Source organism: Sphingomonas sp. Tas61C01 (assembly GCF_052567495.1).
Genome location: NZ_CP199583.1, coordinates 1,960,576 through 1,981,409 on the forward strand (window position 1 = coordinate 1,960,576; position 20,834 = coordinate 1,981,409).

Genomic DNA, 20,834 nt, shown 5'->3' on the forward strand with positions numbered 1-20,834 from the left:
ACGAGTTACGTCGGCAGCAGCGTTACGCATCGCGCGTACCCGCATTACTGTTCGCAGTCGACGCTCCTCTGACGCGCGACGTCCATCAATTTGCTCGTGACTGTTCGCTGTTGCCTGCCGAACTCCACCGGACCGTCATCGGCCGACCCGCGGCGCTGAGATGTAGACCGTCAGGCTCGACCTTGGCCGCCTTGCCGTCGACGGTGGCAACCCCCGGTTTCCCCTCGAGCGGCCAGGGCAGGACGAACCCGTCGGGCGGGCGCGCCGTGCCGCCGATCGTCGCGACGATACCGCCGGCGTCGCGACGCAGCGTGAAGTCGACCGTGCCGGCGCTGGTTCGCAGCCCCACGATCGATACGCCGGCGCCGGTCAGCCAACCTTCGTCGATGCCGCCGCCGAGCACGATCGCGCCGTCCCGCTCATAGGCGAACAGGTCGAGCGCGGCGCGGATGAAGTCGGAGGCGACCCAGGCGTGCGGCATGTCGCCGATAAAGCGAATCTCGCGCGGCTTGCGACCGACCACCTCGGCCCAGCCGTTCCACGCCGCCGGGCGACGGTCGGCCATATAGGCGTCGAGCAGCGCGTTGGCGCGGGTTCGCCAGCCCAGCCTGACAAAGGCCGACACGTTGCGCAGCTCGTACGGCGTATAGTCCGCCCAGTCCGTGCCCGGCTGTGCGCGCGCCGTCACCCGCTGCCACTGCCGCTCGAACGTGTTCGCCAGCAGCCTCGAATCGAGCCTTGCCTGCTCGCCTGCGGGGTCGAGTGCCATAGTCGTCGAGGTCGCATCAAAGTCACCGAGGCTGGTTGCGCCGGGGATGAAATCGATCCCGAAATGCTTCACCGACGCGGTGATCGCGGCGTGAACGTCGGTCGCGAATTCGTCGCGTTGGCGCGCGATCGCCGCGGCCTCCGGCGACCCCAGGATGCGAGCCGCTAAGGCAGCATCCTTGTAGCCGGTCAGCGCCCAGAAATCGTCCCACAGGCTGTACTGGGCCTGCGCCGAATAGCCTTCGTGGCTGATCGACGGCGGCATCAGGCCATAGCGCATCCGCATGGCGGGCGCGATGTTCTGCGGAGTCCGCTCCGATTGTCGCAGACCCTCCATGTAGCGCCTCGCCGCCTCGAGCCGCGGCCAATCGCGCGCGAGCGCGGCGCGATCGCCGGTGTAACGGTACAGTTGGGTCACCAGATGGATGTACTCGCCGTGCGAATCATTCTCCGGCACCGGATCGGCGCCCCGCGCATCGACGCAGCACGGCACCTTGCCATTGTCGAAGAGGAAGCCGCCATACCAGTCGGCGAAGTCCCGTGCCGGCGCCGTCACGCCGAGCCGCAGCAAGGTGTCCGACATCATCGCCCCGTCGCGGATCCAGCTGCGATCATAGGAACGCGTGCCGGGCTTCAGCGCCGGTCCGTCACGGCTCATCAGCACGTGTGCGAGCGCGGTCCGAAGCGTGTCGGCGACCGCCTGCTTGGCGGGAGGCACCGTCATCGTCACCCCGCCGAGCCGGGCGCGCCAGAACGCCGCGGTCGCATCGTGTGCGCGTGCGAAGCCCGCAGCATCGGGTGGCTTCACACCGGCTTCGAACGGAATCGCGATCTCAACATCGCGGTGCTCGCCCGGCGCGAGGTCGAAGGCCCAGGCCAGCGCCGCGGAGCCGAGCCCGGTCGGGTCGTCCATCGAGGTCGCGGGCTCTAGCAGCGCCGGCTCGGCGAGCGCGCCGCGGTCGAATGGCCGCATGCCGATCGCGTCCGGCTTCGCCAGCGGCTGGAGCAGGCGGATGACCGCGGCATCGCCCTCGATCGCCGGCGGGGTGGTGACCGCCAGCGCGCTTCCGGTCCAGGCGATGCGCGAGATCGGGCTGATGCCGCCGACCTGGCTGAGGAACTGGGCGGGCGGGTTGACTTGGAACGGCCGCACCCCGAGCACCAGCCGCAGCGTGCGGCGGGTGGCAGCGGTGTTGGTTACGCGCCAACGCGCCATCAGCCGCGGCGCGTCACTGTCCGCGAACAGGCTGGTGTCGAGCGACCACCCATCGGCGCGCCACGACACATGTGGCATCGGCAGGCTGCGATCCTCGAGCGACTGGACCGGGGTCACGTCCGCCCAGCCGTAGCGCTTGCCCGCCACCTCGACGAACGGCTCGATCGAGAAGCCGCCTTTCGCCACCTCGATCGCGCCGTCCTCGCCGATCAGCCCCGACGTCGGCCCGCCATCGGGACCGACCAGCGTCCAATAGGATTGCTCGGTGAAGCCGCGCGGAAAGCTGCCGCGCGGTGCGGACTTCGCCAGCGCGGTGACGAACGCATTGGAAGTCGCGCCCCATTCGGGCAACTCGACCACCACCTCCGCCAGCCGGGCCGGCTTCGCACCCGGCGGCAGCGAGATCCGCAGCCAGCGGGTCTCCAGATCTGAGAGTGCGATCGGATCATTGCCGCCATCGCCGACATCGACCGCGCGTACCTCGGTCCATAATCTGCCGTCGTCCGATGTCTCGACGACATAGCGGGGCGCCGGGCCTTCCCAACGCAGCGTGACGCCGCCGATCGCCTTGCGTCCGCCGAAGTCGAGCCGCCAATCCTCGCCGCCCTTGCCCACCCACGCGGTACGCGGATCGCGGTCGATCGCGCGCGGGTCGCTGGCGCGGGGCGGCGGCAGCGGTGCTTGCGGCGGGAGCGCGGCGTAGCGCAAATCGTCGATCTCGATATACCCGGCGGCGCCGTCGCGCCCGTGGACGACGACCAGTTCGACGCGGTCGCTGTGCCGGAGGTTCTTGTCGGCGGTCGGACCCCAGGCGAACTCGATGTCGCGCGTGCGGATACGCAGCGTCTGCCAGTCGCTCGACGGACGGAAGTTGCGGCGTTGATACCACCAGACATTGGCGCCGCCGGCATCGGTGAACTTCAGCTGCAGATCGTTGACGCCCCCGGTCCCGCGAACCCGCAGCGTCACTTCGTAATCCGCCGCCCAGTCGATTGCCAATGCACGGGCGACGAACGCGTAGCCGGATACCTTGCCGAAATCATAGGCGAGCCGCAGCGCGCCGCCCCGTGCGCTAGCGATCGCGGTTACCCCGTCCGATCCTTGCGCCTTCCACGCGCCGGCCGCGTCGAAGCTGTCGAGCGTCGCCCCCGCCTGCGCGGCAATCAGCAGCGCGATCATGCGAGCCATCCGCCGGTGAAGCCCGCACGCTCCAGCCCGCGGCGGATGTGCGGATTGCGCCGCATCGTCTTCCACACCAGCCCGGTGCGCCAATTTTCGATGCCGCCGACGATCGGGCCCTGATCGATCCCCAGGTAATCGCCGTCGACCCAGCCGATCCCCGGCACGATCCTGCCGTGCTTCAGCGGCGCCGCGGCATCGGTCAGCGTCGGATTGAACGAATCGATAAACCCGTAGCGCCCATAGATGCCCCGGCCGTAGCGGGCATGCATCGCGCGGATCGTCGGCACCACGATCTCGGGCGCGAAGGCGATCGAGCCCAGCGCCGCGGTGGGCGCGATCGTGCCGTCGTCGCGATCGCCGGGACCACGCGCGGAATAGCTGAAGAACGCGCGCTCACGCCCGTCGATGCGGCGCTCGAAGTCGCCCGGCCCGTCGCACGCGGTCAGCCCCCAGCAATCCGCGCCATAGCCCGCAAAGCCGCCCGCGTTGGCGATCGCGTAGCGACGCTGGGCATGCGTCGCACGAACACTGTTCTCGAAATAATCGATGCCCTTGCCGGCGATGTACGGCTCGCGAATGCCGCGGAAATCGATCCAGAGATGGCTGTACTGATGCCCGAACATCGGCGGGAAATGCAGGTGAGCAGGGCCGTAGCGATCGGTCCAGCTCGCGTCGAAGCGGCGGGTCAGCGCGGGCCATGTCGACGGCGGCACCGGGTGGGTCGGCGATGCCAGCGCCAGGACGTAGAGCAGCAGCGCCTCGTTATAGATGTCCCAATCGCTGCGGATGAACCCGGTCTCGGGATGCCAGCCCATGCTGACGAAAGTCCCGCGCGGCATGATCCAAGTCCAGTCGACCGCGCGATAGAGCTGCTCGGCGACCGCCCGGATGCGGCGTTCGCGCGGCTCGTCGCGATCGTACCAGCTCTGCGCGAACAGCACGCCCGCCAGCAGCAGCGCGGTATCGATCGTCGACAATTCGGTTCGCGCGAACCGCGTGCCGGTCTGCATGTCGAGAAAATGGTAGAAGAAGCCGTTGTGCCCGCTCATGCCGCTTTCGGCGGGGCCCTGCGGTGCGGCGGCGAGATAGTCGAGGCAGGCGAGCGTACGCGTCACCGCCTCGTTTCGCGTCATCCAGCCGTTCGCCATCCCGATCGGCCAGCTGGTCAGCGCGAAGCCCATCGCCGCGATCGAGGCGAACGACGGCGTCGGCCATCGATCGGGCGCCAGCCCGGTGCGCCGGTCGGTGGTGTCGCGGAAGAAGGCAAAGGTGCGCTGCTGCACGTCGCGGATCAGATCGGGCGACCGGCGCGCCAAGGCATTCACGGCCGTACCCGCCAGCCCCAGGCCCGCCGTTGCCAAGCCCCCCGTTGCCAGGAATCCGCGACGGTCGAGCATGGTCATGTCCTCGAAACAGAAAATGGGCGAGCAGGCCCGAAGACCTGCTCGCCCGAGGGGGACTCAGAAGCGGAAATTGGCGCGGAACTGCACCCGACGCGGCAACGTCAACAGGTCGCGGCCGATCCGCGCGGGATCGAGCGGATCTACGATCTGCCCAGTCTGCGGATTGATCTGGTTGTTGAAGAAGTCGTCGAAGCCCGAGAAGTTGCTGTTGTTGAACGCGTTGAGCACGTCCACCGCCAGCTCGATCTCGGTGCCCGCCACCTTCACCTTGTTGCCCAGGGTCACGTTGACTTCGCAGAATGCGAAGACCCCGCCGATGCAGTTCTTGTTCGGATAGCGCGCGCTGAACTCGTTCTGGCCCGAAGTGGCGCCGTTGGTGCCGTCGGTGACGCGGAACGCCTGGCCGCTACCGAACGTGCTGAGCGTCGAGAAGCGGAACCCGAGCGGCAGATCGGCGATGCCCGAGATCACGACCCGGTGGCGCTCGTCGCCGTTGCGAGGACGCCACCCGTATAGATCCGGCGTCGGCGCATCGAGGCTGAACAGGTCGCCACCATTCTGCTCGCCCTTGGACAGGGTGTAGGCGACGTTGACGCCCCAGCCGGCGCGTTCGGTATACGGCTTGTCGATCGTGACGAAGAGCGCCTTGTACCGCGTGTCGAGGCCATCATAGCCGATCAGCGCGTTGGCATAGCCGAAAGGTGCCAGCGGACTGGTGTCGCAACAAGAGCCAAAGCCACCATTCTGCCGTGTCGCGAAGAGGTTGGTATAGCCGTTGCGACCGCGCTGATACGATCCGGTCACCGAGACCTGCACCGGGCCGACCTGCTGCCGGGCACCGAGGCTGATCTGGTCGTTGACCGGCGGCCGGGTGTTGTTCTTCACCGCGAAGAGTTCCGGCTGGCCACTGGTCGAGGTGGCGCGCAGATCCAACAGGCCCTGCCGGGTCAGGTAGCGCGGATCCCAGACGGTCGTCTGCAGCCCGTTGCGCGGCTGCCCGTCGCGCGAGAAGCGGAACACGCCGATCGGGTTGATCGTCCGCGACTGCTCGTCGATCGTGTTGTTAAAGTTGTTACGGTCGTAATAGCGTCCGAACCCGCCGAACACGACCGTCCGGCCGTCGTCGTTGACGTCGTACGAAAAGCCGAAGCGCGGTGCGAAGGCATGCGCGAACGGATTACGGTTGCTGCCGTTGCTGATGTAGTTTTCGGGATCGAAATAGCTGGTCTTCGGCAAGGCCCGTAGCGCAGCGGCGGCATTGGCACTGGTCACGAAGTTGTTGTTGTTGCCATTCGTCTCGTAATCCCAGCGCAGGCCGAGGTTGAGCTGCAGCTTGTCGGTGATGTCCCAGTCGTCCTGGATGTAGAAGCCGTATTGCGTGTTCGATCCGCGGATCGTGCCGTTTCCGAGCCCCAGCCGCGCTTCCGCGGGGAAGGTGAAATCGGTGTCGTTAGCAAGATTGGTGTTCGGGTTTTCAACGGTGTCGATCCGAAACACGTAGCTCGGCTGGACATAGGACAGGTTGGAGAACTCGATGTCCGTTACCTCGACGCGGGCGCCGAACTTGAACGTATGCTTGTCCAACCCCGAATAGGTGAAGTCGTCGCGCAGCGTATAGCCCTGCTGGACCTCGCGACGGGTGGAATCGCGGCCACCGATCAGGATCACGGTGTCGTAGTTGAACGCCGGAAGATCAGGGTTCAACGACGTCGGGTTGAAGTCGTAATTGAGATAGTTGAGGTTGACCTCGTTGATGAAGCTGTCACCGCGATATGCCCATTTGAACAGATAGGTATCGACGGTGTTGAGCTTATTCTCGGCGAATTCATAGGACGTGTTGCCGCCGAAGCCCTGGATGTCGCTCTCCTCGCGACGGCTGTAAGACACGTCAAAGGTCTGCCGATCATCCGGGGTGAAGGTCAGCTTGCCGAAGTAGAAGTCACCGCGGAACGGGCTGATGAAATTGCCTTCGAATTCGCTCAGGCGCCGACCTGACGCCGCCTCGAACGCCGCGATATTCGCGGGCGACCCGCTCGAATCGACGATCAGCGCGCGGTTCTGGTCGTTGCCTTCATAGGTCGCGAAGAAGAACAGCTTGTCCTTGATGATCGGGCCACCCAGCGAGACGCCATATTGCTTGCGTTCGAATGCGGGTTTGGTGCGGTTGTTGACCTTGTCGAGGTAGCTCTTCTCGGTAAGGCTGCGGTCGGTATATTGGCCGAACGCCTCGCCGTGGAAATCGTTGGTGCCCGATTTGGTGACCGCGGTGATGATAGCCGATCCGGCCTGCTCGTACTCCGCCTTGTAGTTCTGCGTCAGCACGCGGAACTCCTGCACCGCAAGCTGGCCGAACGGATTGCCGCGGCTGTTCTGCTGGCCGGCGATGCCGCCCTCGCGCAGCTTGTTTTTCAGGCTGACGCCGTCGATGAACACGTTGACTTGGCTCGCGGTCGACGCGCCCGACTGGATGCCCTTGTCGGTTTCGCTGTCGTTGTAGCGCACGCCTGGCGCCAGCGCCGCGAAACTCAGGAAGTTGCGATCGGTCTGCGGCAGCGTGCGGAGCTGCTCGGTGTTGACGTTGGTCGCGATTTCGCTGGTGCGCGTCTCGGCCAGCCGGTTGCCGGTGACGACGATGTCGTCGCCCGAACTCGCCACATCGGCGCCGCCGACATCGGCACCCGCGGCGCCCAATGCCGCGTCCAGCGTGGCGGACTGGCCCACGGAAACGCTTACCGCCTGCGTGAACACGTCGCCGCTCGTGCCGGTGATCGTCACCGTGTAGCCGCCGGGCCGCAGACCCGCGAGGACATAGGCGCCCGACGCGTCGGTCGTCGTCCGGAACGTCTGGTTGGTGCCGCTCGCGACCGCAACGACGCTGGCGCCGCCGACCGCCGCGCCTGCCGCATCGCTGACCTGCCCGCGGACCTGCGCGGTGGTGGTCTGCGCCGCCGCCGGCACGATCGCGATGGTCGCGCCCGCCGCCAGCGCGGTACTCGCCAGCAGTACGCGAAGCGTCTGATAAGTCCTCATGATGATGTTCCCCTTGTTGACCCGCTTGCCGGGCTTGTTGTTGGTTCGTTAAATGCTGTGGTGTCGCGGACGATCAGGTCGGGCACAGATCGCTCGATCGCATCGTCGTGGTCCCCCGCGATCGCGCGAACCAGACGGGCGATCGCGCGCGCGCCGACTCCTGCGATGCCAGTCCGCATCGTCGTCAGCGCGGGCGAAATCAGCCGTGCCAGCGGGATGTCGTCGAACCCCGCGACCGCCATTTGCCGCGGCACCTCGATGCCGGCACGGCGCAGCGCCATCATCGCGCCGATCGCCATCATGTCGTTGGCCGCGAACAGCGCATCGGGCAGCACCCGCTCGCCGAGCAGCGTAGCGACCGCCACCCCGCCCGACTCCTCCAGGAAGTCGCCGCCCACGATCCGCGGTTCCAGCCCGTGCCGGATCATCGCCGACCGATATCCGTCCGCCCGTTCCGTCGCGTCGATGTTGCCGTCGGGACCCGACAGGTGGACGATCGTCCGCCGCCCGCGCTCGACGAGGTGGTCGACCATCGCCGCGGCGCCCGCGGCATTGTCGATCCGGATTTCCGGCCGGCGCTCGTGATGCGGCGCGCAATTGACCAGCACCACCGGCAGGCCAGGCGGGAGTTGCGCGAACAGCAGATCGGGATCGACGTGCGGCGCCATTACCACCAGGCCGTCGACCCGCCCGCGCATCGATTGCAGCGCACCCACCGCGCGCTCGGCGTCGGCGTGCATGTTCGACAGCAGCAGCTGCAGCCCGCGGTCGGAGGCCTCCCGGTCCATTCCGCGCAGGAATTCGGAAAAGAACTCGCCATGGATGTCGGGCAGGACGATCCCGATCGCGTTCGCGCGCGCCAAGCTGAGATTGCGGGCGCCGGCATGCGGTACGTAGCCGAGCGCCGCGGCCGCGGCTTCCACCCGGTCGCGCAGCGCCGGGCGGACATTGTCGTGCCGGTTCATGACACGGGACACCGACGCGACGGAAACCGCCGCTTCACGCGCCACGTCACGAATTGTGGCATTCGGCATCGCCGCGTATTCTCCCCCTCTCGGTGTCGCCCGGTTCCGGTGCCGGTTCGATCATCTGCTTGATGTAACCGGTTACATCATTCACATACGCGGTTCAAGACCGCACCGCCTCCGCTATGGCGGGCGCAACGTGCGCGGGTTTGGGGAGAAGAAGATGGACGACCGGCAGATCTCGCGGCGTGCCGCGATGCTCGGCGCAGCAGCGACCATGGCCTGGCTTTCCAGCCCCGCCCGCGCCCTGCTCGCTGCCGCCGCCACACCAGGCCTGTCCGCCAAGGTCGAGGCCCTGTTCGCCCAGATGACCGTCGAGGAGAAGGCCGGTCAGCTGACCCTGAACGCCGCCGCCTGGGCAGGCGGCGCCGCGGTCACGCTTAACCCGGCGGGCAGCGCCGCCACCTTCGACAGCCAACTCGCGGAGGTGCGCGCAGGGCGGCTCACCGGCGTCTTCAACGGCAACGGCGCGGCGATGGCGCGGCAAATGCAGACCGTCGCGATGCGCGAGGCACGGTTGAAGATCCCGCTGATCTTCGCCGCGGATGTGATCCACGGATTCCGCACCGTGTTCCCGATGCCGATCGCCGAAGCTGGCAGCTTCGATGCCGATCTCGCGATGCGCACCGCTCGCGCGGCGGCGGTCGAGGCGGCGGCGGCGGGGATCGACTGGACCTTCGCGCCAATGGTCGACATCGGCCGCGATCAGCGCTGGGGTCGCGTCGTCGAGGGATCGGGGGAGGACGTCTTTCTCGGCTGCCTGATGGCCGCGGCACGGGTCCGCGGCTTCCAGGGCAGCCGCGGCCTCGCCGCCGACGATGCGGTGATGGCCTGCGCCAAGCATTTCGCCGCGTATGGCGCGGCAGAGGCTGGTCTCGACTACAACACCGTCGACGTCTCCGAACGCACGTTGCGCGAGGTCTATTTCCCCCCGTTTGAGGCCGCGTTCGACGCTGGCGCGCTGTCGGCGATGGCATCGTTCAACGAAATCTCGGGCGTCCCCGCGACCGCCAATCCCTGGCTGCTCGATACCGTGCTCCGCAAGGAATGGAAGTTCGGCGGCCTCGTCGTGTCCGACTACACCGGCGACGAAGAGCTGATCGCGCACGGCTTCGCCGCCGACGCCCGCGACGCGACCCGGCTCGCGTTCATGGCCGGCGTCGATATGAGCATGCAGTCGAGCTTCTACATCAAGCATCTGCCCGATCTCGTCGCCAAGGGCGAGGTGCCGATGGCCCGCCTCGATCAGGCGGTCCGCCGGGTGCTGGCAGTCAAGCAGGCGCTCGGCCTGTTCGACGATCCCTTCCGCCGGATCGATCCACGCCGCGAGAAGACCCGCGTCCGCACCCCCGCCAACCTGAAGCTGGCACGCGAGGCGGGGCGCCGCTCGATCGTGCTGCTGAAGAACGACGGCGATCTGCTGCCGCTCCCGCGGTCGAGTAAGCGCATCGCGTTGATCGGCCCGTTCGCATCGGGGCAGCAGGACCTGATCGGCCCGTGGAACGTCTACGGCACCGATGCCGAGGCGGTCGACCTCGCGACCGGCGTCCGTGCCGCCATCGCCGATCCGTCGCTGGTGACGACCGTCGCGGGATCGGCGGTCGAGGCGCCGATCGCGGGCGGAATCGACGCCGCGGTTGCCGCCGCCAACGCCGCCGATATCGTCGTTCTCGCGATCGGCGAAAGTCAGCGCATGTCGGGCGAGGCGCAGTCGCGCACCGCGATCGTGGTGCCCGCCCCGCAACAGGCGCTTGCGGAGGCGGTCGCCGCCACCGGCAAGCCGATGGTCGTCGTGCTGCGTCATGGTCGCGCGCTGGCGCTCGAAGGCGCGGTGCTCGACGCGCCAGCGATCCTCGCGACGTGGTTCCTCGGATCGCAGGCGGGGCCCGCGATCGCCGACATCCTGTTCGGGATAGAGGGACCGTCGGCGCGGCTGTCGGTCAGCTTCCCTTATGCCTCGGGTCAGGAGCCCTATCATTACGACCATAAATCGACGGGCCGGCCGAGCCCTGCCGGCAAGCCCGTCGAGTACAAGGCCCGTTATCGCGAGGTACCGAACGCCGCGCGCTTCGCGTTCGGACATGGGCTGACCTATGGCAAGATCGGCTATTCGGGCCTTTCCCTCGCGCCGTCGATGGCCTGGGATGGTGCACTGACCGCGAAGGCGACGATCACCAATACCGGGCGCACCGCCGCCGTCGAAGTCGCCCAGCTGTACATCCGAGACGTCACCGCGAGCATCACCCGCCCGGTGCGCCAGTTGAAGGGCTTCAAGCGGGTCCCCCTCGCACCCGGCGCCAGCGCGGAAATCGCCTTCACGCTGAAGCGTAGCGATCTCGAATTCGTCGGCCTCGATCTGTCGCGCACCATCGAGCCGGGCCGGTTCGAGCTGTGGATCGCATCCTCCGCGCAGGACGACGGCGTCACCGGCAGCTTCACGCTCGCCGCTGCCTGAGCGCCTCGACCAGGCGCGCATGGACGCCGCGCCTCAGCGGATTGGCGAGCATCACCATAGCGGCGCTCGCCAGCCCGACCGCCGGCGCGCCGAGCATCAGCGCGCGGATCCCGGCATCCGTCGTTTCCGCCTGCACCCGGCCGGGCACATAGCCGATCCGCGCATAGACCAGCCCGATCGTCGCAGCCGCGCCCGCCAGCGCGATCTTCTGCACGAACGCCGACACTCCGAATGCCAGCCCCTCGACCCGCACCCCCGACTGCGCCTCGCCATATTCGACGGTGTCGGGCAACATCGCCCAGAAGGCGAAGTTCAGGCCCGAGAACATGACCTGCAGCCCGACCAGCAGCATCTGCGTCGTCCCCGCCGTGCCGCCGGCCATCAGATAGGCCGCAAGCGTTAGCAGGCCGCCCGCACTCGCGACGAACCAGCTCCCACGTGCCCCCGTCCATCGGGACACCAGCATCCAGACCGGGATGCACGCCGCGCCCGCAATGCCCATCATCGCCAGCGCCCCGCGTCCCGCCGTCGGAGCGGCGACGACATGGTCGAAATAATAAAGCACCGATTGGTTGACGATCGCCGCGGCGATGCCCGCGATCGCGATACCGAGGTTGAGCGTCACGAAGGCGCGATTGCGACCGAGCACCGCCAGACAGGCGCGGATCGGCACCGGCGCCGTGGGCGGCGGTGGGGTCACCTCGCGACTACGAACCGCAACGATCCACAGCAGCGGCACCGCCACCGTCGCATAGCCGATTGCCGCGAACACCTGGCCGGTTCGCGGCATCGTCAGCGCGACCAGGCTGGCCGCGGCGGCGCCGAACAACATCCGCAGGCCCGCGATCGTCGCTCGATCGCGGCTGTCCTCGCTGATCCGCACACTCCACGCGGCATAGGGCACGTTGACCAGCGCATAGAGCGTCCTGAACGCGATCTGCGCGGCGAGCGCCACCGCCGCGGTCGCTCCGACGCCGACCCCCGGCACCACGAACAATGCGACGAAGGCGAAACCGAGCGGCGCCGCCCCGATCGACACGAAGCGTCGATACGCGCTCGCCCGCTGCGCAACCGCGCCGGCCACCAGATCCGCCAACGCGCCCCAGACCGTCCCTGCCATAATGAGAACACCCGCCAAGGCCGGTGGCAGCAGCAGGACCTCGGTATAGAAGTAGAGCAGGAACAGCGTGATGCTCTGCCAGTACAGGTTGCACGCGAAGTCCCCGGACGCGAACAGCACCAGCGCAGAGCGGCCCCGACCGTCCGGAGATGCAGATCGCGACGCATCCACCATCGCGACAGGTAGCGATGCTTCCGCTTTCGTAGCAAGCCTTTCGACGGTCGCGCGATCGCTGCCGCCCCCTAGATTCTGCGTGTCAGATCGGCGGGCCACCGGTCAGATACGGATCGACCGGCGCCGTCGCCGGGATCGTCACCGCTGGGACGAGCCGCGCCGCTGCTTGCTCGAGCCAGGCGGCGCCACCCTCGCGGTGGCGGGTGGACCCGTCTCCGCGAGTCGCGACCTTGCCGTAGACGGGACGCTCGCGATCCGCCGGCGCGCCGGCGAACATCGCGGCGAGATTGCCGTAGGTGCTGGGATCCCGACCATCCAGACTGAGCCGGTCGTTCAGATAGCAGGCGGTCGCCCATGCTGCCTCGGGGCTCGACGTCATCGCAATGATCCGCTTGGCCCAGTACATCCGCAGATTGTTGTGCATCCAGCCGTCGGCGAGGAACTGCCGCTGGCAGGCGTTCCACGTCTCGTCCCGCGTCTCTCCCCTCAGCATCGCTTCGAGCGTCTCGTGCTCTGGCCGCGGATCGCCGGCGTGATCGGCCAGCGTCTGGCGCGCCCAACCGGCGACGCGATGATAGCCCTCCGGCACCGCCAACTGCCTGGCCTGATAATGGAACCATTCCCGCCAGCCGAGCAGCTCGTCCGCGAACTTCCGCTTGTGCTGAGCACCCGCGGGCGCCGCGTCCACTGCTGCCATGATCTCGCGAGGACCGAGCACGCCGAAGTGCAGATACGGCGAAAGCCCGCTCGCGCCGTCGCTCCGTGTCGCGTCGTTGCGGGCCGATGCATAGCCCGGCAACACCGCCGCAAGGAGCCGCGCCAGCCGCCCTTCCGCCGCCGCACGACCCGCCGGGTGGGCTGCGCTTGCCGGGACCGAGTGATCGATGTCCAGCTCCGCGATCAATCGGCCGAGGTCATCGGCCCCGAGCCGGTCGGGCGTGAACGGCAGGTCGCCTTCGTAGGGCGCGACCTCGGCAACCTCATCGTCCCAGGCCAACCAGGTAGCGCGCGCCGGCTCATGCCGACGCAAGAACGCAGTCCGCCCGGTTACGTCGGCGCCGATGACGGCAGGTGGCACCAGACAAGCCGCGTTGACTGCGAAGACGGGTATATCGATCCGGACCGCGACCCGCTCCGCCTGCCACCGCGCGACGAAGGTCGGCTGGTCCTCGAGCACGAGCGCCGCCGCATCGATGCACAGCCGGTAGGCCAGCCCCTTCTCGCGCCGCTCCGCGCGGTCGACATGCTGAACCACGGCCAGCCCGCGACGGCGGCAGCCGTCGGCAAGATCGACGCTCGCGCCCAGGATGAAGTGGTGCAGCCGATCCGACGCGTAAGGATAATCCTTGCGCACGCCGTGGTAGACGAGCACCGGCAGTTGCATCGTGTTCGCGAGCCGGATCGCGGCGTCGATCACCGGATTGTCATAGGCGCGCAACGCCTGCTGCAACCAGCAGAGCACATACCGGCTATCGGCAGCCGGCTCTCGATCGTTCAACGCCCGCACGCGCGGCGCTTCTAGCCAGTTCGATAGGCCGTCAGGTAAGGCGGGCTGTGTCGCCATCGGTTCGGGTCGCCTCTCGATGTATGGCGGGTTCGACAAACGTCGTGCCCTCCCCGCGGTCGGACGGGGCTGCCGTATCGAGCAACGTGCCAGTTGGACAGCGTCGGAAGGCTGCGGCTTTCGATCCGTTCACAGCGGACTACGCCGCATCACCAGACGCCAAGAAGCCGCCGTGTCTTGGGTAACAGGCGACATTTTATGGTTGGTTGCGGGGACGTGCAGCCACCTTAATTTGTTACTGAGTTGCCGGTGTTGATTCAGGACTTGAACGCCCCTCATACCATCGCAAAGCCGATGGCGGCTCGGCTTGGCACGTCGCGAATGCGCATTTTAACCGCGGGGTAAAGCGACAGAGTTTCGCGACGCTCTCTCTCGCCATCGGATTGGCGACCATGGGACTGTCGCGCAAGTTAGCACATTTGCGACACGGCGCGGGATGCCCGCCTTTATCAATAGCGATCGTTTCCGATTTGGCCTCCAAAACGGAGCGACAACTACGGCTTGCTACGCTCGCTTGGAGGCTTCAGCGCTACCAGCGTATCTACAAGCACATCTTGCTGAGACGTGCCCATATGGCCGTAAGAACCACGCTCGCGCGTTCGTCGACCGATAAACTCGATTGAATACAATTGCATCGTTGGCTTCCTTCCTCCGTCTGACCGCACATCGGACTGGAAGGAGAGCCAGATTTTATCTCCGGGTGTGTCATTGGCGCACACGGCCGCAGGTGCAGGGCAAAAGCGGGAACCCTCAAAATCATCCCGCCATAGTCCGCGCCGTCGTTGCGCCGGGAGCATCTTGAAGCACTTGTCGACACCGCCGGGTATGGGTTTGCCGTCGACGACTCTTCTCAAGCAATCGTCTTTTATGCCGGGACTATTACGCCGAACCTGCTGCGCTGCGGCCTCAAAAGAAGGCGGCCGGGAACCACCATCTGCATGGCGCCGTTGCGCCACGTCAGTGTGATCACAAGCCGATGAACCGATCAAGAGAACGATTGCGCTGAGTGAAGACCGGAGGATGTAGTTCATATCAAAAGCTGCCAAGGTAAGCCCGATTTAACAACGCCAGCCTTTCGCCAATCGCTCAAGCTGTCGAACCAGTCACCAGCGCCTTCGAATCTTCGCTGTGCGCCGGTGACAAACGTCCGCTCCGGCAAATATCGGACATTGTGCCGTGGTCGCCACGAGCATAGCTTGGGGTATGGGTCGTGTTCGACTGGCCTCCGCAATCATTGTGACATTGGCGCATTGGATGCTTGTTGCATTCATCGTGCTCGCGCAACTCGCCTGTATACAAGGTGATCCTGAATATGGTTGCGCAACAAATTCTCAGCGCACTCGCATCATTATCGGGATCATCGTGGGCGCGGCAGCAGCTTACGCGCTTGGTTATAGATGGCTTCGCAGGCGTAACCAGCAAGCTCGGCGCTCGTCAGCGGGCGACAGCTGATGCCCAAAAAGCGGCCATTGACGCTGTCGCGTTGCAGCCTCAAAATCAACCCATGACGTTCAAGGGAATATCGGTCTGATTTGCGAGCACCGCGGCCGTGTTCATCATGTGCTCATTGGTCATGCTTCGCTTTGGCCCTCACATGAACGCGCCAGCCATCGTCTTCCCATTCATCGTGACTTGGGGGATTCGTGCGCTAGCGTGGCCGCTGTTCGCGGTGATCGCCTTCCGAGCGCGGAAGGACCGCTAACCACCAGTCCCGGACCTTCCCGCCCGCTCCGATACGGAAACCGCTAACGCCCATTATCTGACATTCAGCGAGCTTTGCGGAACGCTCGAAAGCAGACATACGTCGGCGATGCTCGCACTCTGCATTACCGGCTTCGATGTAGACCCAACCTTGGTCACGAAAACTATCGGCTTTGAGCCTACCTCAATCGGTAGGATAGGTGAGCCGTCGCCAAGCGGCAGACCGCGAACGTTCAACGGCTGGTGGCACGACGCAGAAGGTCATCGCCTCGCAGGCGGTGGGCAGCATAACGATGCGCTCGCCCGCATCTTGGGCAACCTGAAAGGGCGGGAGGATCGCTTCGCCGAGCTTCGGAAGTCGATCCGGCCAAAACAGGTGACGATCTATGGCGGCCTGTATGTGCCGTCTGGCGAACAATGCGGCGTCTGGCTTGAGCCAGACCAGATGCAGCTACTTGCTGCCTGCGGCGTCGGTTGGGGCCTCGATCTTTTCAGGACAGATTGAGGTCCGTGTTCCACCGCTCCGACCCGAGACCGGAGGGTCCGCTTTCAACCACAATCGGACCTTCAGAACCGACCGCGCAGGAACGTCCGCATTCGCCCAGTTGCGGACCTTAATGATTGGCTGATACTCTCGTCTGGATGGTCGGCTCGATAAAGAAATGGCGCGAACTGTTCGCCGCCTCGTTAGCGATAGCGTTCGATGCACTGACGAGGGATGAGGGATGGCAAGCGCCGCCATTGCAAAACGTTGGGCAGCTTTTCTGTCTCTACCTCTTGCGCTCGCCTATAAGCCTGACGCGTACTCGCTCCGAAAGAGTGAGGAGATTCTATCTCGCTTCGAAAAAGCTGTACCGTCGATCGAGGACTTCCGCCGCGAGCATGGTCGGCTACCAACAACCGCGGAGCTGAATGAGCGCATGAGGTTGGCCGATCAACCTATGAGCCTCAATATTTCGGCGGACGGCTTCCAGGACTGCGACCGAGATCTGCCGCAATTTCGCAAAGCCAAAAAGGGTTCATACGTATTGGCGATCTGGCGAGGTGAATGGCTGGAGTGCTATGATCCCATCACAAAGACCAGCTCACTTTAGCGGACGCCGAATGCCTACTGCTTACCAGGTTTGGCTATCCGGTGTCGCAATGGCGGCGATTTACGCGACGTTCGAAACTCGTATCAGCGATATCCCCAATGTGACACGCCAGGGCAGAGTCAATAATGGAGGTCGGGCTCGTGTCTAACATCGTAGCCGCGCTCGGCATTCCTTCAGTAGCGCTCGTTGCTCTGACACCGTTGGCCGCCCCCCAGCCTGCGATGGCTGCGCCCGAAGCCGATATTGCACCGCAAGCAGAGCCCGCGGCGCAACCAGAAGACCAGGCGCAGGATATCGTCGTCCTGAGCCGTCTTCCTCGCTGTCGCCTGCTTCCTGGAGATGTCGCCGATACAATACCGACTGGTGGACGAAGCGGTCCTCAGGTCATCCGGCCTGACTGGAAGACCGGTGAGCTCGGCCTGTTTCTCGAAGATTACCCAATCACGGGCAAGTCGTTCTGGCAGAGGGTAGGCTCGCCAATCGGCTCCTACCGCTTCCGATCGCCGGCCGGCGGAGACCTGCTCTGCATCGGGTCCAACGACGGAAACGCCTCCGGCTATGCGCAACTCCGTCAGGCGATCGATGCGAGACCGTATCGAGGCAAGGTGGTCCGCTTCACGGCGTTCGTAGCGACCTGGAAAGCGGCCTCCGTGACGTTCTGGCTGGCCTCCGGCGAGTCACAATACTCCGAAGGCAAAAGAGAGAAGCTGGGTAAGAGCGTGATAGCGGGAGGCGACTCTCACGAACGACCGATCCACGGCAATCAAACATGGCTGCCGATCAGCTATGTCATTGGGCCGATCCCGGCCTGTGCGACACAGATAAGCTATGGAGTAACGCTAGAGGGAGGCGGCGACGTCTGGGTCTATAAGCCCGCGTTCGAAGCCGTACCGCGCGAACAACTGTCGGCGTCAATGAGAAACAGGCCTGCGGCGGACCGGGCGTGCCGGAAGAGGCGGATCTTCTCTGGTTGAGGAGTGCTGTGGCACTCACCCTCGAAGAGCGCGATGGCACTGGTGCGTGAAGTCGACGTCAGCGACCTTCTAGCCGCAGTGACGTCAAATCGCGCCGACGAGATCGGGACAGATCGCGGATCGACGGCGCCACTGTCGCAAAAGCACCGACATTCGTGACGTCGGCATTCAGCATTTCTGCGACAGGAACATGTCCGCTCGCGCCCAAGTTCGGACATGCCGATGTCGCAAAAGTGACGACATACGCGACGTCAGAAAGTCAGAACTTCTGCGACACGCTCACGCGCATTCGAAAGCGGCCGGTTCGCTCTCGCCCAATGGCGGCCAATGCCTCCATGGTGATACATGGGGGGATGAGAACGATGACAGTTGCAGCGGCTGGGTTGATCTTGCTCGTAACGGCATGCGCTGGTCGTCGCGAAGCTGGCGTGACCTTTGGTCGTTTGAACGATCCTCGACCCAGGCAATTTCTGCGATCCGGAGAACTCCGGGTAATTGGCGAGGTTGAGGAAGGAGGGCCTTGCGCCATGCTTGCCGCCTCGCTCAATCGTGACCTCGAAGGCGGGTTGATGGACTGTAATTATGTCGCGTTAGAGTTCTCGCCGACCGGCCGAAAGCGTAAGGAACGCGTGTTTGATCTCTGGCTTGTGTCGGGGCCGACCAGCGACACCGAGCCCGACGATCACCCGGTAGTGGACTTCTATGAACGAGTGACATTGGGGGAAGTCGGCAACACCGCTTCTGGCACTTTTCGCTTCAAAAAATTATGGTGCACGGTCAATCGACCGTAATTCTTGACGGACAAGGACGATCTCGCTGAACGTCTGCTAACCACCAGGTTCGGACATGCCGTAGTCGGGAAAGTGACGACATACGCGACGTCCGAAACTCAGTATTTCCGCGACAGAGCGTCAGTAGCTTGCGCGTATCGCTCTGCTTCAGCAGGTTGCGAGGAGTTGGTGAGGAGCGCGATATGCTGACAAGACCGTGGTTGTTGCCTGCCCTTGTTGCACTGCCGTCGTTGGCCGCAGCGCAGGATTACCATGATTCAATGCAACCGGTCGCAGATTATAGTCAGTGTGTCAGTGAGCGCGCACGGGCGATCGAACCGAAGTCAGCCAGTGTCGAGGACACAATCTTGAGCGCGGTGACCAAGTGCAAAAGTCAGCGATCCCGCGCACTATCCGCTACTCGGGCGCGGATGAACGCTCTTGGTTTGCCTGCAAGCACGGTGAAGCAGTCTTAGGAGACGATGTTCACCTCAATGGAGGCGAGCATGAAGGAGAACCTCAGGCAGGAGCTGGTCAAGGTCCGTGGTGTAGACCAACCTGGCCTTGGTGATGCTGGCAGCTAGCCAAGGCTTGCGCCGTGCCGCTCGCACAACTTTGGCAACATACGTGACGTCCGAAACTCAGCGTTTTTGCGACAGCGGTATGTCCGCTCTCGCCCAATTGCTGCCGTTCGCTCACCCGCCTAGAGGATCGGTGGGAGGCTTTATGGCAGATGGGCATGTGTTCGCAGTTGCTAGCGATGGTTTTCATCGGTTCTCGAAGCGGCTTGTGCAGGAAATTGAGGTGGTTGCCGGTCTTGGCGTCAAAGGCGACGCCCACGAAGGTGTTACGGTCCGACATCGTTCGCGGACCGCCGTTGACCCAACCCAGCCAAATCTAAGGCAGGTTCATCTCATCCATGCCGAGCTATTCGAAGAACTGGAAGCGAAGGGGTTTGAAGTAGGGCCTGCTGATCTTGGAGAAAATGTGACCACCATCGGGGTCAATTTGCTCGCCCTACCACGGCATTCGGTGCTTCGACTCGGTGGCGACGTGAAATTAGAAGTCACCGGCTTGAGAAACCCCTGTGCTCAGATCGAAAATCATCAGCCGGGTCTACTGACCGCCGTGCTGGACCGCGGGCCAAACAATGAAGTGATCCGAAAGGCCGGTATCATGACCGTCGTTCGTGCAGGCGGCGTGGTCCGTCCGGGCGACACGATCAACGTAGAATTGCCGCATTCGCCACATCTGCCGCTAGAGCGCGTTTAACGTTCGCTAACCACCACGTTCGGACGTTCAGCTGTCGCAAAACGAGGGACGTTTTGAGACGTCCGAGACTCAGTACATTTCCCATGCCATTTTGTTGTCATGCGAAATCAGTGCTTCCGCAGTCACGCCGATCGCGAGTACCTCCGCCAGACCCGGCTCTTGATTGATGCTGTGCCGATTGGGTGCAATCACGGGGCATGACCAGCCCGCGTCCGACAGCGCTCCGCATCACCCGGACCATAGCGGTTGCGATGGGCAGTCTGCCAGCAGCGTTCCTTCTGAGCGCGATGATCGTGGCCGTTGCGACTTTGCCTGGCGAGACAACGCTTGTGGGACGACGGGGCGGACCGTGGACGAGTGTTGCAACATGGAAGGTTCAGTCGGGCGCTCTCGCGATCCTGCTTCCACTGACTTGCGTGATCCTGTGGCGCCTCGCCTTGGCAATCATAAGCTTGTTGAGAGCTGCCGGTAGCAGTGAGCAGCAGCCGGCCGAGGCAAAAGGATTGGCCCTTGGAGAGCCGGTCGTGTGGCAGGGGCAGCAGCGATGGCGTGGCTTCACATCCGGCCGTTTGGTGCTGATGAGTTTGGCCGCGCTCGGACCAGTCTTCTTCCTCCTATGGATGTGGAGCCTCTGGAGCAGCGTTGAAGCTCTGACCTTGAAGCTGTTCTGGACTGCTGGTGCGCTGATCAGCTTCGGCGGCAGCATTTTACTGGTTTTGCTGTACGGCCCAGCCGTTCTCCAGCGTTGCTATCGTGATCTGTTCGGCACCATGATCGTCACCGATCGACGCCTAGCGTGGCTCACCCCGTTCAGCCGCGAGGTGTATCGCGAGGTGAGTAGCGCCGAGATCGTCGACGCGTTCGTTGTTGAAGGCAATGACCAGCGTGGCTGGATTGGGATTGTACGATTGAAACGCGGCAAGATAGAAGATCTTGACATCCGTGGTGTTCCTGATCCCGCGCTTGCTCTGTCGGTTCTCGCGCGCCTTGTACGACGCTGACCGCATACGTGGTCGACGAAGCTCAGCAGTTTGTGACCGGCCCAAAACCGCTTACGCCAATGTGCGTGGTATCTCTGCGGCACGG

General features: G+C 64.6%; 14 protein-coding genes. 8 read left to right on the top strand and 6 right to left on the bottom strand.

Annotation, left to right across the window (positions count from 1 at the left end):
* Positions 1–85: 85 nt before the first annotated feature.
* The 4 genes from ACT009_RS09090 to ACT009_RS09105 all read right to left on the bottom strand — a co-directional run bounded on the left by ACT009_RS09090 (position 86) and on the right by ACT009_RS09105 (position 8,633).
* A complete protein-coding gene (locus tag ACT009_RS09090) occupies positions 86–3,163 on the bottom strand; it encodes a discoidin domain-containing protein (RefSeq protein WP_445190781.1) in 3,078 nt (1,025 codons plus the stop codon).
* On the bottom strand, positions 3,160–4,563 hold the full coding sequence (locus ACT009_RS09095) for a glucoamylase family protein (RefSeq protein WP_445190782.1): 1,404 nt from the start codon (positions 4,561–4,563) through the stop codon (positions 3,160–3,162). The genes ACT009_RS09090 and ACT009_RS09095 overlap by 4 nt, the downstream gene beginning before the upstream one ends.
* Positions 4,564–4,626: 63 nt before the next feature.
* Positions 4,627–7,599, bottom strand: a complete 2,973-nt coding sequence (locus ACT009_RS09100) for a TonB-dependent receptor (protein WP_445190783.1) — start codon at positions 7,597–7,599, stop codon at positions 4,627–4,629.
* Positions 7,596–8,633: a LacI family DNA-binding transcriptional regulator gene (locus tag ACT009_RS09105; RefSeq protein WP_445190784.1), complete on the bottom strand. Its 1,038-nt coding sequence runs from the start codon at positions 8,631–8,633 to the stop codon at positions 7,596–7,598. Before ACT009_RS09105 ends, ACT009_RS09100 begins: the two co-directional genes overlap by 4 nt.
* 154 nt (positions 8,634–8,787) lie before the next feature.
* On the opposite strand from ACT009_RS09105, the gene bglX reads away from it, so the two are divergent.
* Positions 8,788–11,079, top strand: a complete 2,292-nt coding sequence (bglX, locus tag ACT009_RS09110; RefSeq protein WP_445190785.1) for a beta-glucosidase BglX — start codon at positions 8,788–8,790, stop codon at positions 11,077–11,079.
* Here bglX and ACT009_RS09115 read toward each other — a convergent pair.
* Complete coding sequence (locus tag ACT009_RS09115) at positions 11,060–12,319, bottom strand: MFS transporter (protein ID WP_445190786.1); 1,260 nt, start codon at positions 12,317–12,319, stop codon at positions 11,060–11,062. The genes bglX and ACT009_RS09115 overlap by 20 nt on opposite strands.
* A 136-nt stretch (positions 12,320–12,455) precedes the next feature.
* Entirely contained in the window at positions 12,456–13,835 is a 1,380-nt protein-coding gene (locus ACT009_RS09120) for a deoxyribodipyrimidine photo-lyase (RefSeq protein WP_445190787.1), read from the bottom strand.
* A 1,402-nt stretch (positions 13,836–15,237) separates the two neighbouring features.
* Here ACT009_RS09120 and ACT009_RS09125 point away from each other — a divergent pair.
* The 7 genes from ACT009_RS09125 to ACT009_RS09155 all read left to right on the top strand — a co-directional run bounded on the left by ACT009_RS09125 (position 15,238) and on the right by ACT009_RS09155 (position 20,749).
* On the top strand, positions 15,238–15,468 hold the full coding sequence (locus tag ACT009_RS09125; protein WP_445190788.1) for a hypothetical protein: 231 nt from the start codon (positions 15,238–15,240) through the stop codon (positions 15,466–15,468).
* Positions 15,469–15,747: 279 nt separating this feature from the next.
* Positions 15,748–16,143 (top strand): DUF4279 domain-containing protein, encoded by a 396-nt coding sequence (locus tag ACT009_RS09130; RefSeq protein ID WP_445190789.1) that lies wholly within the window; start codon positions 15,748–15,750, stop codon positions 16,141–16,143.
* Between the two features lie 220 nt (positions 16,144–16,363).
* The gene (locus tag ACT009_RS09135; protein WP_445190790.1) at positions 16,364–16,732 is read left to right on the top strand and encodes a hypothetical protein; all 369 of its coding nucleotides are present in this window, start codon (positions 16,364–16,366) and stop codon (positions 16,730–16,732) included.
* Positions 16,733–16,953: 221 nt separating this feature from the next.
* Entirely contained in the window at positions 16,954–17,706 is a 753-nt protein-coding gene (locus ACT009_RS09140) for a hypothetical protein (RefSeq protein WP_445190791.1), read from the top strand.
* A gap of 527 nt (positions 17,707–18,233) precedes the next feature.
* Positions 18,234–18,497: a hypothetical protein gene (locus ACT009_RS09145; protein ID WP_445190792.1), complete on the top strand. Its 264-nt coding sequence runs from the start codon at positions 18,234–18,236 to the stop codon at positions 18,495–18,497.
* 705 nt (positions 18,498–19,202) lie between these two features.
* Complete coding sequence (locus ACT009_RS09150) at positions 19,203–19,748, top strand: MOSC domain-containing protein (RefSeq protein WP_445190793.1); 546 nt, start codon at positions 19,203–19,205, stop codon at positions 19,746–19,748.
* A 287-nt stretch (positions 19,749–20,035) separates the two neighbouring features.
* On the top strand, positions 20,036–20,749 hold the full coding sequence (locus ACT009_RS09155) for a hypothetical protein (RefSeq protein ID WP_445190794.1): 714 nt from the start codon (positions 20,036–20,038) through the stop codon (positions 20,747–20,749).
* Positions 20,750–20,834 lie beyond the last annotated feature (85 nt).

Excerpts from the sequence above, each read along its gene's own strand:
- ACT009_RS09090 (WP_445190781.1), bottom strand. The coding sequence starts at position 3,163 with ATGATCGCGCTGCTGATTGCCGCGCAGGCGGGGGCGACGCTCGACAGC.
- ACT009_RS09095 (WP_445190782.1), bottom strand. The coding sequence starts at position 4,563 with ATGCTCGACCGTCGCGGATTCCTGGCAACGGGGGGCTTGGCAACGGCG.
- ACT009_RS09100 (WP_445190783.1), bottom strand. The coding sequence starts at position 7,599 with ATGAGGACTTATCAGACGCTTCGCGTACTGCTGGCGAGTACCGCGCTG.
- ACT009_RS09105 (WP_445190784.1), bottom strand. The coding sequence starts at position 8,633 with ATGCCGAATGCCACAATTCGTGACGTGGCGCGTGAAGCGGCGGTTTCC.
- bglX (WP_445190785.1), top strand. The coding sequence starts at position 8,788 with ATGGACGACCGGCAGATCTCGCGGCGTGCCGCGATGCTCGGCGCAGCA.
- ACT009_RS09130 (WP_445190789.1), top strand. The coding sequence starts at position 15,748 with ATGCTCGCACTCTGCATTACCGGCTTCGATGTAGACCCAACCTTGGTC.
- ACT009_RS09135 (WP_445190790.1), top strand. The coding sequence starts at position 16,364 with ATGGCAAGCGCCGCCATTGCAAAACGTTGGGCAGCTTTTCTGTCTCTA.
- ACT009_RS09140 (WP_445190791.1), top strand. The coding sequence starts at position 16,954 with ATGGCTGCGCCCGAAGCCGATATTGCACCGCAAGCAGAGCCCGCGGCG.
- ACT009_RS09145 (WP_445190792.1), top strand. The coding sequence starts at position 18,234 with ATGCTTGCCGCCTCGCTCAATCGTGACCTCGAAGGCGGGTTGATGGAC.
- ACT009_RS09150 (WP_445190793.1), top strand. The coding sequence starts at position 19,203 with ATGGCAGATGGGCATGTGTTCGCAGTTGCTAGCGATGGTTTTCATCGG.
- ACT009_RS09155 (WP_445190794.1), top strand. The coding sequence starts at position 20,036 with ATGATCGTGGCCGTTGCGACTTTGCCTGGCGAGACAACGCTTGTGGGA.